This is a genomic window from Salmonella sp. 2018103 (assembly GCF_026247685.1).
In the GTDB taxonomy this organism is placed as follows: Bacteria; Pseudomonadota; Gammaproteobacteria; order Enterobacterales; family Enterobacteriaceae; genus Salmonella; species Salmonella enterica.
This window is the reverse complement of the sequence record NZ_CP111029.1, coordinates 2,285,303-2,298,320: the sequence shown is the minus strand read 5'-3', so window position 1 is coordinate 2,298,320 and position 13,018 is coordinate 2,285,303. Positions and strand designations below refer to the sequence as shown.

Sequence of the window (13,018 nt, the reverse complement as noted above, 5' to 3'; positions counted from 1 at the left end):
AAGTAGTGTGAAGCAGCTATACACGTTTTGATCAAAGGGAGTCGTCATGCACTTACGTCATCTTTTTTCGCCGCGCCTGCGTGGTTCTTTATTGTTAGGTTCGCTCCTCGTCGCATCCTCATTTAGCACGCTGGCGGCGGAAGACATGCTGCGTAAAGCGGTAGGCAAAGGCGCTTATGAGATGGCCTGGAGTCAGCAAGAAAACGCGCTCTGGCTGGCTACATCGCAAAGCCGTAAACTGGATAAAGGCGGCGTAGTTTATCGTCTCGACCCGGTGACGCTGGAAATCACGCAAGCGATTCATAACGATCTCAAGCCGTTCGGCGCCACCATCAATGCTGCGACCCAAACGCTGTGGTTTGGCAATACCATTAACAGCGCTGTTACCGCGATTGATGCCAAAACGGGTGATGTAAAAGGTCGTCTGGTACTTGATGCGCGCAAACGTACTGAAGAGGTTCGTCCGTTACAGCCCCGTGAGCTGGTTGCCGATGCGGCGACCAACACGATCTACATTAGCGGTGTTGGTAAAGAGAGTGCTATTTGGGTAGTGGATGGCGAAACCATCAAACTGAAAACGACGATCGAAAATACCGGCAAAATGAGTACGGGTCTGGCGCTCGACAGTAAAGCGCAACGCCTGTACACCACCAATGCGGATGGCGAATTTATCACCATCGATACCGCCAGCAATAAAATTCTCAGTCGTAAGAAGTTGCTGGATGACGGTAAAGAACACTTCTTTATTAACCTGAGTCTCGATACCGCAGGTCATCGCGCGTTTATCACCGACTCGAAGGCGACTGAGGTTCTGGTTGTCGATACCCGTAATGGCAATATTCTTGCCAAAATCGCGGCGCCTGCTTCTTTGGCCGTCCTGTTTAACCCGACACGTAACGAGGCGTATGTGACACATCGTCAGGCAGGGCAGGTCAGCGTGATCGATGCGAAGACCTATAACGTTGTTAAAACGTTCGATACGCCGACGTACCCGAATAGTCTGGCGCTATCGGCAGACGGTAAAACGCTCTACGTCAGCGTGAAGCAGAAATCGACACGTGAACAGGAAGCGACGCAGCCGGATGATGTTATTCGCATTGCTCTGTAAATAGGGTATGGAGGGGGAAACCCCTCCAGTCATCTCTTTAAACGCACCGATACGCCTCGTTACACCCCGCCGATAGCCTGATGATTCTGTGAGAATTACACTGCCTTTTTGCTGTAGTTAACTCATTATATTCACGAGGAAAATATGAAAAAGTTATTTATATGCTCAGGTTTGGGCATGATGTTTTTTATGCTTGCGGGTTGCACAACCAACTATGTGATGACGACGAAAAATGGGCAAACGATCGTAACTCAGGGTAAGCCGCAGTTAGATAAAGAGACGGGGATGACCAGTTATACCGATCAGGAAGGCAACCAGCGGGAAATTAACAGCAATGATGTGGCGCAGTTGATTAAGGCTGACTAAGCATTGGGCGCGATGCGGTGTTGGCGGCAACGCGCATTAAACCCGGCAGGCCTGGGACTGCCGGGGAAGGGGAATGTTATGTCGCTGCTTCTTCTTTCAATACGACACTCTCTGTCGAATCCGCCGTCACTGGCGCAGTGCGATGGATCTCCGCCACACGACGTCGCACGCCAAACCAGCCGGCGACCAGCAGAATGGCGATCAGCGGCAACGAGGCGATAGTGTAAGTTCCATTCGGGTAGTCAAACGCCATGAGAACCAGCACGCTTAATAAAAACAGCAGCGTTAGCCAGGAGGTAAAAGGCGCGCCGGGCAGTTTAAAACTGACGTCTGCGGCTTTGCCTTCTTTTATCGCCTGGCGTAAACGCATCTGGCACACCATGATAAACGCCCACGATGCGATAATGCCGAGCGAGGCAAAATTAAGAACGATCTCAAACACGCGGGAGGGGACCAGGTAATTCAGGAACACGCCAACCACGTAAACCACCAGAGTCGCCAGAATACCCGCATAGGGCACATGCTGACGGCTCATTTTCGCCATGAATTTCGGCGCGGAACCCCCCATCGACATTGAACGTAAAATTCTCCCCGTACAGTAAAGCCCGGAGTTCAGGCTGGAAAGCGCGGCGGTTAACACCACGATATTCATAATACTGCCGATATAAGGCACGCCAAGTTTAGAAAAGAAGGTGACAAACGGACTTTGCCCCGCCTGGTAGGCGTTCCACGGCAGCAGCAAAACCAGCAATACGACCGATCCTACATAGAAAAGACCAATACGCCAGATCACGCTATTGATGGCTTTTGGCACCATCGTCTGTGGATCTTTGCACTCCCCAGCGGCGGTACCGACCAGTTCAATCGAAGCAAAAGCGAACACCACGCCCTGAATCAGTACCAGCGCGGGCAACAGGCCGTGCGGGAAAAAGCCGCCATTATCTGTAATCAGGTGAAAACCGGTGGCATTACCCTCAAGTGGTTGACCGGTACCGAGAAAAATCGTGCCTACCACCAGGAAGATAACAATGGCGAGTACTTTTATCAGCGCGAACCAGAACTCCATTTCGGCAAACCATTTTACGCCGATCATGTTCATGGTACCGACAATGGTTAACGCGCCGAGCGCGAACACCCATTGCGGAACGTCGCCAAATGCGCCCCAGTAGTGCATATATAACGCCACTGCGGTGATATCGACGATCCCGGTCATCGCCCAGTTAATAAAGTACATCCAGCCTGCGACGTAGGCCGCTTTTTCACCCAAAAATTCACGGGCGTAGGAGACGAAGCTCCCGCTGGAAGGGCGATGCAATACCAGTTCGCCCAGCGCGCGTAAAATGAAAAAAGAAAAAATGCCGCATATCAGATAGACCAGCGCCAGTGCCGGTCCGGCCATTTGCAATCGGGCGCCTGCACCTAAAAATAAACCGGTGCCAATCGCGCCGCCGATAGCAATCATCTGAACCTGACGATTCCCCATCGCTTTGTGATACCCCTCTTCATGGGCGTTCAGCCAGCGTCGTTTCGCCGCATGTTGTTCTGCGGCGTGCGTAGTCTGTGTTTTCATTACGTTACCTGTTATAGCCTGTCCTGACAGAAAAATTCCTTATGCCGCGACGGGCGCTCACCAATCGATTGCCTGCAATGGCGAATGCCGCTTTTCCCTGATTCTGTGACAGGGATAAAACCGCCGGCGGAGCATCCTACCTGCAATTGTTAAATGACGCAAAACATACGGAAAGAACAAAATGAGGATGTCGAGTTTATTTTTGTGGTCAGATGTGGTGCGGTGTGGTCACGATTCAGCCAGATAAGCTTTCAGCACAAATCGGCAGTGATTGCGTTGCGCAATAATTAACCAGCGTTAATCCCTGGTGGGATTTATGGTCATAGATATGACCTCGAACGATAAACCACCTGACGATATTGAAGCAGCATAAGATAAGGCCGTTGCGCCTGTTATTCTCATTTTCTCCTGAAAATGTATGCCTTTGAGCAATTTTGTTGATTGACATATCGTCATAATGAGAGAGGAGTAGGACATATAAAGCTATTGAGCAAAATTTGAAGGAGTAGGATATGCCACATACATCAGTTTCTACCTATGCCAGAGCTTTATCAGGAAATAAGCTACCTCATGTTGCTGCAGGAGATTATGAAAATAAATTATCAACAAAAATCATGAAAGGCATCTTGTATGTGCTTACCGCAGGACTGGCCTACGGATTTACAAGAGTAATTGAACATTATTGCAATGTTACGCCTAAAGTTGAGGAGTTCTGTGCCAATGCAGGGAATATCCATGATCACCTTGCTGATGCTGTATGTGATGGACTGTATGCTATAGATGTCGAGCTTTCTGATGGTCGGAGGTTAATATTCGAACAACTCTCGCTGATAGCTGGAGGTAAGCCAATCGTCAGGATATCGGATGGCGAACATTCCGTTGAGGTTGAGGGAACCTTTGAAGATATTTGTATGAGACTGGAAGAGGGCTTTTTAGAAGCGCCAGCGTACTATCATTATGATATTGATAAAGACCATAAAACCGTCAGAGAACGAATAGCAGCATATAATGCCTTACCTCAGGCATTAGGCGCCATTCCGAGTTTAGAACATTATATCGCTCGGGCCAGCGACATGCCGGAGGCGAAAGCGCAACGGGCGGCCGACATAAAAGATCGTTACCATAACTATTTAGACAAGTATTAAAAAGCGCTTATGTTTAGCCAGTTTTGTTAGAAATCAGACTCGCTGAGCTGGCGTTAAAAATTTTAACACGCCGCTATTTTGGCGGCGTGTCGCAAAGCGATTCTCAGAACCCGATTTCCGTTTGTACGCCAAAATTCCACGTACCTCCGGTGCGACAGTCGGCCTGTCTTATTTTTTTCAAAAGTATCCAACGCTATTCCACGGATAGGGTATCCTGTTGCGCAGCGATATCCGCCTCAGCCTGTGTGCCGAACGCAAGCATTAATGTTAATGGAAGCCTCAGATGACCTCTTTTTTACATGCTTATTTTACGCGATTACATTGTCAGCCGTTGGGGGTTCCTACGGTTGAAGCGCTCAGAACGCTTCACTTAGCGCACAACTGCGCGATTCCTTTTGAAAATCTGGATGTGCTACTGCCTCGTGAAATACAGCTCGATGAGACGGCATTAGAGGAGAAACTGCTTTATGCCCGACGTGGTGGATACTGTTTTGAACTGAATGGCCTGTTTGAACGTGCGTTACGCGACATCGGTTTTAACGTCCGAAGCTTATTGGGGCGGGTCATTCTGTCTCATCCCGCCAGTTTACCGCCGCGCACGCACCGTTTGCTGCTGGTTGATGTTGAGGACGAGCAGTGGATCGCGGACGTGGGGTTTGGCGGCCAAACGCTAACCGCGCCGCTTCGTCTGCAGGCTGAAATTGCTCAGCAAACGCCGCATGGCGAATACCGCCTGATGCAGGAGGGGAGCACATGGATTTTACAATTCCGCCACCATGAGCACTGGCAGTCGATGTACTGTTTTGATCTGGGGGTGCAGCAGCAGAGCGATCATGTGATGGGCAATTTCTGGTCGGCTCACTGGCCGCAATCCCATTTTCGTCATCATTTGTTGATGTGCCGCCATTTGCCTGATGGCGGCAAGCTGACATTAACGAATTTCCACTTCACGCGTTACCACCAGGGACATGCCGTTGAACAGGTCAATGTACCGGATGTACCGTCGTTGTATCAGTTACTTCAGCAGCAGTTTGGTCTCGGCGTAAATGATGTAAAGCACGGTTTTACCGAGGCGGAGCTGGCCGCGGTAATGGCTGCATTTGATACCCATCCGGAGGCGGGAAAATAGTTTTTTGCCGCGAGGATTTGCGGGCCTGACAACGATTAAAAAGTAATGGCCCATTCGGCATGAAACAGAATGACCGCCTGGCCGGAGATGGTGACGTTTTCCGGCTGGTTATCGCGAATGGTGACGGTAACATCAACAGTACCCTCTTTGCCTAAAGCGCGCCCCTGATGGCCTTGAATCTGCAGCGTTTTACCGTCATGCGCCATCAGGCCATGATGGACGAGCCATGCCCCCATCGGGCCATTGGCGTTTCCCGTTACCGGATCTTCCACAATCCCTATCGCCGGAGAAAACATTCGCCCATCGGTTTCGTTTTTTCCCGGACGAATCTGGAAAGGAAAAAAGCCGTTACAGCCAATTTTCTGGCTGATTGCCGTCAGGGCTGCCAGATTAGGAGAAAGGGCATCAATATCAACGTCTGGTTTGAGCAGGATCATCACTTTTGCATGTCCTGTTGAAGCCACCTGAATTGGCGCTCCCGGCACGATATCATCTTCAGTCAGGTTCAGTGCGGTGATGATGGCAGCCCGAATCTCTCCGACTAGCGGTGGTTCAAAAGAGGGCTGACCTTGTTCCAGCGTGATGCGATAGTCGTTGTGTTCGGCATGAATTTCAACGCGATGACGGCCCGCTAACGAGGTTTGCCAGACGGTGGTGTTTCCCAATCCCAGTACCGTTGCCCGAACATAATGCGCGGCCACGGTGGCATGACCACAGATGGGGACTTCTACTGTCGGTGTAAAATAGCGTATGCGCACATCACTCTCTTCGCTTTTTAGCAAAAAGGCGGTTTCCGAGTGACGAAGTTCACGGGCAATCAGCTGCATCTGCGCGTCGCTTAGCGTATCCGCATGTAAGACAACGCCAGCAGAGTTGCCGCGAAAGGGTTCGCTGGTGAAGGCGTCAACATGGTAAATCTGCGGTTTCATTGATGTTCTCCTTTGGCTGAAGAATCATCATAGCCTGCGCGTTGCCGAATGACGACGCCCATGCGTTTTTCTTTGCCCGGTAAGCGTACGCCCCGGGCAAAGAGAATTAGCGGCGGGTACGAACAATCTGGTAGCGACGGGTGAAATACTCAAACGGCGCGCTCCAGACATGAACCAGACGGGTGAACGGGAAGAGCAGGAAAATAGTCATTCCCAGCACCAGATGAACGCGGAAAACAAACGCCACACCACTCAGCATTTCCGAAGACCCGCCGCGGAAGGTGACAATACTTTGCGCCCAGCCCACCAACTTCATCATTTCGCTGCCATCCGGATATTGCGCCGAAAACGGAATAGTGCTCAGGCCAAGCAGGCACTGAATCAGCAAAATGCTCATGATGATAATATCAGGTGTAGTGGATGTCGCCCGCACACGCTGATTGGTCAGACGACGCCACAGTAATCCCGCGCCGCCGATCAACGTTAATACGCCGCACACGCCGCCGAGGATCATCGCCATCTGCTGTTTTACCGCAATCGGCAGGAACCAGGCATACATCCAGTGTGGCGTCAGCATCCCGAACAGATGGCCAAAAAAGATTCCCAGAATGCCAATATGGAACAGATTCGACCATATCACCATCCCGCGCTTATCCAGCATCTGGCTGGACGACGCGCGCCAGGTATATTGTCCGTAGTCATAGCGCAGCCAACTGCCAAGGAAGAATACCGTGGCGCAAATATAGGGGTAGATGTCGTAAAAAAAGACGTTCAGGTACTGTATCATTTCGGGCCTCCCGCGCTGACGTCGACGTACTGCGGCGCCGCGTCCTGGCTAAAGCGTCGTTGATAATGGTGTAACGGTGAACTGTCACAGGTCGTGGCGTTATCTTCGATAAACTTCACCTGTTCTTCTTCCCAGACGGCATCCAGTGCCTGACGGGTATCATCCCGCGATTCCTGAATAACTTTTTTGGTGACACTGTCACTTGTAAGCGTACTGCCCGCCAGCGTCAGCAGGGCGTCAAACAGTTGATACCACGGCGCTCTTCGCTGTTTCAGACGACCGCCCAGCAGCGCCAGAATAGGGGCAATATTCTGTAATCCCTCGCGAGCTTCCGCTTCCGGCAACACGCTTAAGTACTCCAGATAGAGCGGCAGGTGATCCGGCAGTTCGCGGCAGTTGAGCTGGAGGCCCACGGTTTCATACTGGCTTAACAAATCGACCATCGCCTGGCCGCGATCGCGGGACTCCGCATGAACATGCTCGAATAACAGCAATGAAGTGGCGCGCCCTCGGTCAAACACTTCACACCATTCTGCTTGTTTATCCAGTAACGGCGCATAAAGCAGCTCGCGAGTGAAGTCGGCCAGCATTGGCGCATCGTGCTGGATAAGGGCAAGCGCTTCATCCCGACATTCCCACAACTCGTCGTCCGGATACTCCATCAACAGGCCAATCGCTTTGAGGATTTGCATTATTCCCCCTCCGCTTTATCACGTACTTCGGTGATATTGATGGCATCAATACGGCTACTGTTGAACAGGTTGAATTTGGTATCCGAGCCGTGACAACCGTCGCCAAAAGTAAAGCCGCAGCCGTTGCGCTCCGGAAAGGCGTCGCGCGCCATTTCCCGGTGGCTGGTGGGAATGACAAAACGATCTTCATAATTGGCAATCGCCAGGTAGCGATACATCTCTTCAACCTGTTGTACGCTCAGACCGACTTCCTCAATGGCGCGGGTATCCGTCACGCCTTCAACCGTCTGCGAGCGCATGTAGTGGCGCATCGCCATCATCCGCTTTAGCGCCCGAATGACCGGACCGGTATCGCCCGCGCTGAGCATATTGGCCAGGTATTGTACCGGAATACGCAGCGTCTCCACCGCCGGCAGAATATTGCCATTGTGTGGCAACCCGCCCGCGTCAGCGTATGACTGGATGGGCGACAGCGGCGGTACGTACCAGACCATCGGCAGGGTACGGTATTCCGGGTGCAGCGGAAGCGCAAGCTTCCAGTCCATCGCCATTTTGTACACCGGCGACCGTTGGGCGGCGTCGATGACGTTTTGCGGGATGCCCTGTTTAAGCGCCTCTTCGATGACCGCCGGATCGTGCGGATCGAGAAACACATCGCACTGACGTTCATACAAATCTGTCTCGTGTTCGGTACTGGCCGCTTCTTCAATCCTGTCGGCGTCGTAGAGCAGAACGCCAAGATAACGAATGCGCCCGACGCAGGTTTCCGAACAAACGGTCGGCTGGCCGGATTCAATACGCGGATAGCAAAATATGCACTTCTCAGACTTGCCGCTCTTCCAGTTAAAGTAGATTTTTTTGTACGGGCAGCCGCTGATACACAAACGCCAGCCCCGGCATTTATCCTGGTCGATTAGTACGATGCCGTCTTCTTCACGCTTATAAATAGCGCCACTTGGGCAGGTGGCGACACAACTGGGGTTCAGGCAGTGTTCGCACAGGCGCGGCAGGTACATCATGAAGGTGTTTTCGAACTGACCGTACATCTCCTTTTGTATGTTGTCGAAGTTACGGTCGCGGGCGCGTTTTTCAAACTCGCCGCCGAGCAGCTCTTCCCAGTTTGGCCCCCAGATCACCTTGTCCATCCGTTTTCCGTCAATCAGTGAACGAGGGCGGGCAGTGGGCTGATGCTTACTCTCTGGCGCATTATGTAAATGCTGATAATCGAAGGTAAAGGGTTCATAGTAATCATCGATTTGCGGAATCACCGGGTTGGCGAAAATTTTGCTAATTACCCCCATTTTGCCGCCCAGACGGGGCCTTATCTTGCCATTAACATCACGAACCCAACCGCCTTGCCACTCCTGCTGGTCTTCCCAGTTTTTGGGATAGCCGATACCCGGTTTAGTTTCGACGTTATTGAACCATGCGTATTCCATCCCTTCACGTCCGGTCCAGACGTTTTTACAGGTGACGGAGCAGGTGTGACAGCCAATACATTTATCGAGATTCAGTACCATCCCAACCTGTGAGCGTATTTTCATTTTTTCGCCTCCTGTACCTGATCCCGGCCCTCATCATCCAGCCAGTTAATGTTTTTCATCTTCCTGATCATGATGAATTCATCGCGATTCGAACCCACGGTTCCGTAATAGTTGAAGCCGTAAGCCAGTTGCGCATAGCCGCCGATCATATGCGTCGGTTTTGGACAGACCCGGGTCACGGAGTTATGGATCCCGCCGCGCATCCCGGTCACTTCCGAACCCGGAATGTTCATAATCCGCTCCTGGGCGTGGTACATCATGGTCATACCCGGCGGAACGCGCTGGCTGACCACCGCACGAGCGGTAAGAGCGCCATTAGCGTTGAAGGCTTCAATCCAGTCGTTATCTTCAATACCCAATTCACGGGCATCGGCTTCGCTGATCCAGACAATCGGCCCGCCGCGCGACAAGGTCAGCATCAGCAGGTTTTCGCTGTAGGTGGAGTGAATTCCCCATTTCTGGTGCGGTGTCAGGAAGTTAAGCGCTTTTTCCGGGAAACCGTTGGGCGGAATTTCTCGCATTTCGCTGACGCTGCGGGTATCAATCGGCGGACGATATGCCACCAGGCTTTCGCCAAAAGCGCGCATCCACGCATGATCCTGATAGAGTTGTTGCCGCCCCGACAACGTGCGCCACGGGATCAGTTCATGTACGTTGGTATATCCGGCGTTATAAGAGACATGCTCGCTTTCCAGTCCTGACCAGGTCGGGCTGGAGATAATTTTGCGTGGTTGCGCCTGGATATCACGAAAGCGAATTTTCTCATCTTCTTTATTGATGGCCAGATGGGTGTGCTCGCGCCCGGTCATCTCGCCCAGCGCCTGCCAGGCTTTCACCGCCACCTGGCCGTTGGTTTCCGGCGCTAAGGCAAGAATCACTTCCGAAGCATCCAGCGCGGTGTCGATGCGCGGACGTCCTTTCGCCGGGCCATCGTGTTTGGTGTAATTGAGCTTACCGAGGAAATCGACTTCATCTTGCGTATTCCAGGCAATCCCCTTACCGCCGTTGCCTAATTTATCCAGCAGGGGACCCAGCGAGGTAAAACGTTCATAGGTGGCCGGATAATCGCGTTCAACCACGACGATATTGGGGGCGGTTTTGCCCGGAATAAGTTCGCACTCGCCTTTACGCCAGTCGAGAATATCAAATGGCTGCGCCAGTTCCGCCGGGGAATCATGCTGGAGCGGGTGTAACACCACATCGGTTTCCTGTCCGAGGTGTCCGACACACACCTCAGAAAAGACGCTGGCGATACCTTTGTAGATTTCCCAGTCGCTTTTGGATTCCCAGGCAGGATCGACCGCGGCGGAAAGGGGGTGGATAAACGGATGCATATCCGAGGTATTCATATCGTCTTTTTCATACCAGGTGGCAGTCGGCAAAACGATATCGGAAAACAGACAGGTACTGGACATACGGAAATCAAGCGTGACCAACAGATCGAGCTTGCCCTCAATCGCGGCGGACTGCCATTCCACCTCTTCAGGCTTAATTCCTTCGCTGGAGCCCAGCGCTTCGCCCTGGATACCGCTGTCGGTGCCCAGCAGATATTTGAGCATGTACTCATGACCTTTCCCGGAGGAGCCGAGCAGGTTAGAGCGCCAGACAAATAAATTTCGCGGGTGATTATGACCACTGTCAGGCTGTTCGCAGGCAAAACGGATAGCGCCTGATTTCAACGCTTGCACGGTATAATCCGCCGCAGACAGCCCGGCTTTATCGGCGCTCGCTTTCACGCTGAGCGGGTTAAGATTAAGCTGCGGCGCCGAGGGTAGCCAGCCCATACGTTCCGCGCGCACGTTGAAATCGATCAGGTGTCCGGAAAATTTAGCCGGATCGGCCAGCGGCGACAGCAACTCTTGCGCAGTCAGTTTTTCATAGCGCCACTGGCTGGCATGGTTGTAGAAAAACGAGGTACTGTTCATCTGACGCGGCGGGCGATTCCAGTCCAGCGCGAAGGCCAGCGGCAGCCAGCCGGTTTGCGGCCGCAGCTTCTCCTGGCCGACATAGTGCGCCCAGCCGCCGCCGGTTTGTCCAACACAACCGCAGAACACCAGCATGTTAATCATCCCACGGTAATTCATATCCATGTGATACCAGTGATTCACTCCCGCGCCGAGGATGATCATTGAGCGACCGTGAGTTTTATGGGCGGTCTCGGCAAATTCACGCGCAATAGTTTCGATATGTCGACGCGGCACGCCGGTAATCTGTTCGCCCCAGGCCGGCGTGTAGGCTTTTACGTCGTTATAATTATTGGCGCTATGGCAGTCATCCAGACCACGATCCAGCCCATAATTAGCCAGCACCAGATCGTAAACGCTGACGACCATCCGCTCGCTACCGTCCGCCAGATCCAGGCGTTTCACCGGTAACTGACGTACCAGCACCGGTTCCTGCCGTACGCTGCGAAAATGTGGGTTTTCGTTGCCGCCAAAATAGGGGAAAGCGACACCCGCCACGTCATCATGCTGACCGAGTAAAGAGAGCGACAGTTCAGTTTCGACGCCCGCCGCCACCGGTTCCAGGTTCCATTTTCCCTTTTCGCCCCAGCGAAAACCGATAGAACCGTTGGGCGCGACCAGTTCGCCCGTACTGTTGAGCGCGACGGTTTTCCATTCCGGATTATTGGCTTCTCCCAGTCCATCCACCAGATCCGACGCGCGCATCATACGCCCCGGTACATAACTGCCGTCTGCGCGCTCATCCAACAGGACCAGCATTGGCATGTCGGTATAACGGCGACAATAGTTAAGGAAATAGTCGCTGGGATTATCGAGATGAAACTCTTTCAAAATGACGTGACCCATGGCCATCGCCAGCGCACTGTCTGTACCTTGCTTTGGCGCCAGCCACTGATCGCACAGTTTAGCGACTTCGGAATAGTCCGGGGTGATGGCGATTGTCTTGGTGCCTTTGTAGCGCACTTCGGTAAAGAAGTGGGCGTCCGGGGTACGCGTCTGCGGCACGTTAGAGCCCCAGGCAATAATGTAGGCTGAGTTATACCAGTCGGCGGACTCCGGCACGTCAGTCTGCTCGCCCCAGGTCATTGGCGACGCGGGCGGAAGATCGCAATACCAGTCATAGAAGCTCAGACAAGTACCGCCAAGCAATGACAGATAACGTGTTCCGGCGGCGTAAGAAACCATCGACATTGCTGGAATAGGTGAAAACCCCGCCACACGATCCGGGCCATAGGTTTTGATTGTCCAGACGTTAGCGGCGGCAATGAGCTGATTCAGCTCTTTCCAGTTCGAACGAATAAAGCCGCCATGTCCGCGCACCTGTTTGTAACTTTGGCATTTCTGCGGGTCGTTCATTATCGATTCCCATGCCAGTACCGGATCGCTGTGCCGGGAAAGGGCCTCGCGCCACAGTTCTATCAGCCGCTTACGCACCAGAGGGTATTTCAGACGATTGGCGCTATAGAGATACCAGGAGTAGCTGGCGCCGCGCGGGCAGCCGCGCGGTTCATGGTTCGGCAAATCGGGACGCGTGCGCGGGTAGTCGGTTTGCTGAGTTTCCCACGTCACCAGACCGTTTTTGACATAAATTTTCCAGCTACAGGAGCCCGTGCAGTTGACGCCGTGGGTTGAGCGCACGATCTTATCAAACTGCCAGCGCTGGCGATAACTGTCTTCCCAATCGCGGTTGGTATACATCACCTGACCATGGCCGTCGGCAAAGGTATCGCCTTTTTGTTTAAAGTAACGAAAGCGATCCAACAGTTTACTCATGACATTTCTCC

At 52.7% G+C, this 13,018-nt stretch carries 10 protein-coding genes; 4 read left to right on the top strand and 6 right to left on the bottom strand.

Annotated elements, in window-relative coordinates; translation table 11 throughout:
- Window positions 1-46: 46 nt before the first annotated feature.
- Both yncE and OLG56_RS11130 read left to right on the top strand, forming a co-directional pair.
- The gene (gene yncE, locus OLG56_RS11135) at window positions 47-1,108 is read left to right on the top strand and encodes a 7-bladed beta-propeller protein YncE (RefSeq protein ID WP_000550636.1); all 1,062 of its coding nucleotides are present in this window, start codon (window positions 47-49) and stop codon (window positions 1,106-1,108) included.
- A 144-nt stretch (window positions 1,109-1,252) separates the two neighbouring features.
- The gene (locus OLG56_RS11130; protein WP_000732362.1) at window positions 1,253-1,474 is read left to right on the top strand and encodes a YgdI/YgdR family lipoprotein; all 222 of its coding nucleotides are present in this window, start codon (window positions 1,253-1,255) and stop codon (window positions 1,472-1,474) included.
- Window positions 1,475-1,550: 76 nt separating this feature from the next.
- Here OLG56_RS11130 and ansP read toward each other — a convergent pair whose 3' ends face one another.
- Window positions 1,551-3,044: an L-asparagine permease gene (gene ansP, locus OLG56_RS11125; RefSeq protein WP_000857112.1), complete on the bottom strand. Its 1,494-nt coding sequence runs from the start codon at window positions 3,042-3,044 to the stop codon at window positions 1,551-1,553.
- A gap of 512 nt (window positions 3,045-3,556) precedes the next feature.
- Between ansP and steA the strand changes: the two genes are divergently transcribed.
- Both steA and nhoA read left to right on the top strand, forming a co-directional pair.
- Window positions 3,557-4,189, top strand: coding sequence for a type III secretion system effector SteA (gene steA, locus OLG56_RS11120; RefSeq protein ID WP_061377319.1), 633 nt, complete (start codon window positions 3,557-3,559; stop codon window positions 4,187-4,189).
- A gap of 283 nt (window positions 4,190-4,472) precedes the next feature.
- Complete coding sequence (gene nhoA / locus OLG56_RS11115) at window positions 4,473-5,318, top strand: N-hydroxyarylamine O-acetyltransferase (protein ID WP_000200329.1); 846 nt, start codon at window positions 4,473-4,475, stop codon at window positions 5,316-5,318.
- A gap of 35 nt (window positions 5,319-5,353) precedes the next feature.
- Here the strand turns inward: nhoA and OLG56_RS11110 are convergent, their stop codons facing one another.
- The 5 genes from OLG56_RS11110 to OLG56_RS11090 form a co-directional block, all read right to left on the bottom strand.
- Window positions 5,354-6,247: a PhzF family isomerase gene (locus OLG56_RS11110; protein WP_058214743.1), complete on the bottom strand. Its 894-nt coding sequence runs from the start codon at window positions 6,245-6,247 to the stop codon at window positions 5,354-5,356.
- Window positions 6,248-6,353: 106 nt separating this feature from the next.
- Window positions 6,354-7,034 (bottom strand): respiratory nitrate reductase subunit gamma, encoded by a 681-nt coding sequence (gene narI, locus OLG56_RS11105; RefSeq protein ID WP_000617106.1) that lies wholly within the window; start codon window positions 7,032-7,034, stop codon window positions 6,354-6,356.
- Complete coding sequence (narW, locus tag OLG56_RS11100; RefSeq protein WP_001166288.1) at window positions 7,031-7,726, bottom strand: nitrate reductase molybdenum cofactor assembly chaperone; 696 nt, start codon at window positions 7,724-7,726, stop codon at window positions 7,031-7,033. The genes narI and narW overlap by 4 nt, the downstream gene beginning before the upstream one ends.
- Entirely contained in the window at window positions 7,726-9,270 is a 1,545-nt protein-coding gene (gene narH / locus OLG56_RS11095) for a nitrate reductase subunit beta (RefSeq protein WP_000702592.1), read from the bottom strand. The genes narW and narH overlap by 1 nt, the downstream gene beginning before the upstream one ends.
- Window positions 9,267-13,007, bottom strand: a complete 3,741-nt coding sequence (locus OLG56_RS11090) for a nitrate reductase subunit alpha (protein ID WP_061377320.1) — start codon at window positions 13,005-13,007, stop codon at window positions 9,267-9,269. The genes narH and OLG56_RS11090 overlap by 4 nt, the downstream gene beginning before the upstream one ends.
- Window positions 13,008-13,018 lie beyond the last annotated feature (11 nt).

Bases quoted from the DNA above. Each gene is read 5' to 3' on its own strand.
- yncE (WP_000550636.1), top strand. From the start codon at position 47: ATGCACTTACGTCATCTTTTTTCGCCGCGCCTGCGTGGTTCTTTATTG.
- OLG56_RS11130 (WP_000732362.1), top strand. From the start codon at position 1,253: ATGAAAAAGTTATTTATATGCTCAGGTTTGGGCATGATGTTTTTTATG.
- ansP (WP_000857112.1), bottom strand. From the start codon at position 3,044: ATGAAAACACAGACTACGCACGCCGCAGAACAACATGCGGCGAAACGA.
- steA (WP_061377319.1), top strand. From the start codon at position 3,557: ATGCCACATACATCAGTTTCTACCTATGCCAGAGCTTTATCAGGAAAT.
- nhoA (WP_000200329.1), top strand. From the start codon at position 4,473: ATGACCTCTTTTTTACATGCTTATTTTACGCGATTACATTGTCAGCCG.
- OLG56_RS11110 (WP_058214743.1), bottom strand. From the start codon at position 6,247: ATGAAACCGCAGATTTACCATGTTGACGCCTTCACCAGCGAACCCTTT.
- narI (WP_000617106.1), bottom strand. From the start codon at position 7,034: ATGATACAGTACCTGAACGTCTTTTTTTACGACATCTACCCCTATATT.
- narW (WP_001166288.1), bottom strand. From the start codon at position 7,726: ATGCAAATCCTCAAAGCGATTGGCCTGTTGATGGAGTATCCGGACGAC.
- narH (WP_000702592.1), bottom strand. From the start codon at position 9,270: ATGAAAATACGCTCACAGGTTGGGATGGTACTGAATCTCGATAAATGT.
- OLG56_RS11090 (WP_061377320.1), bottom strand. From the start codon at position 13,007: ATGAGTAAACTGTTGGATCGCTTTCGTTACTTTAAACAAAAAGGCGAT.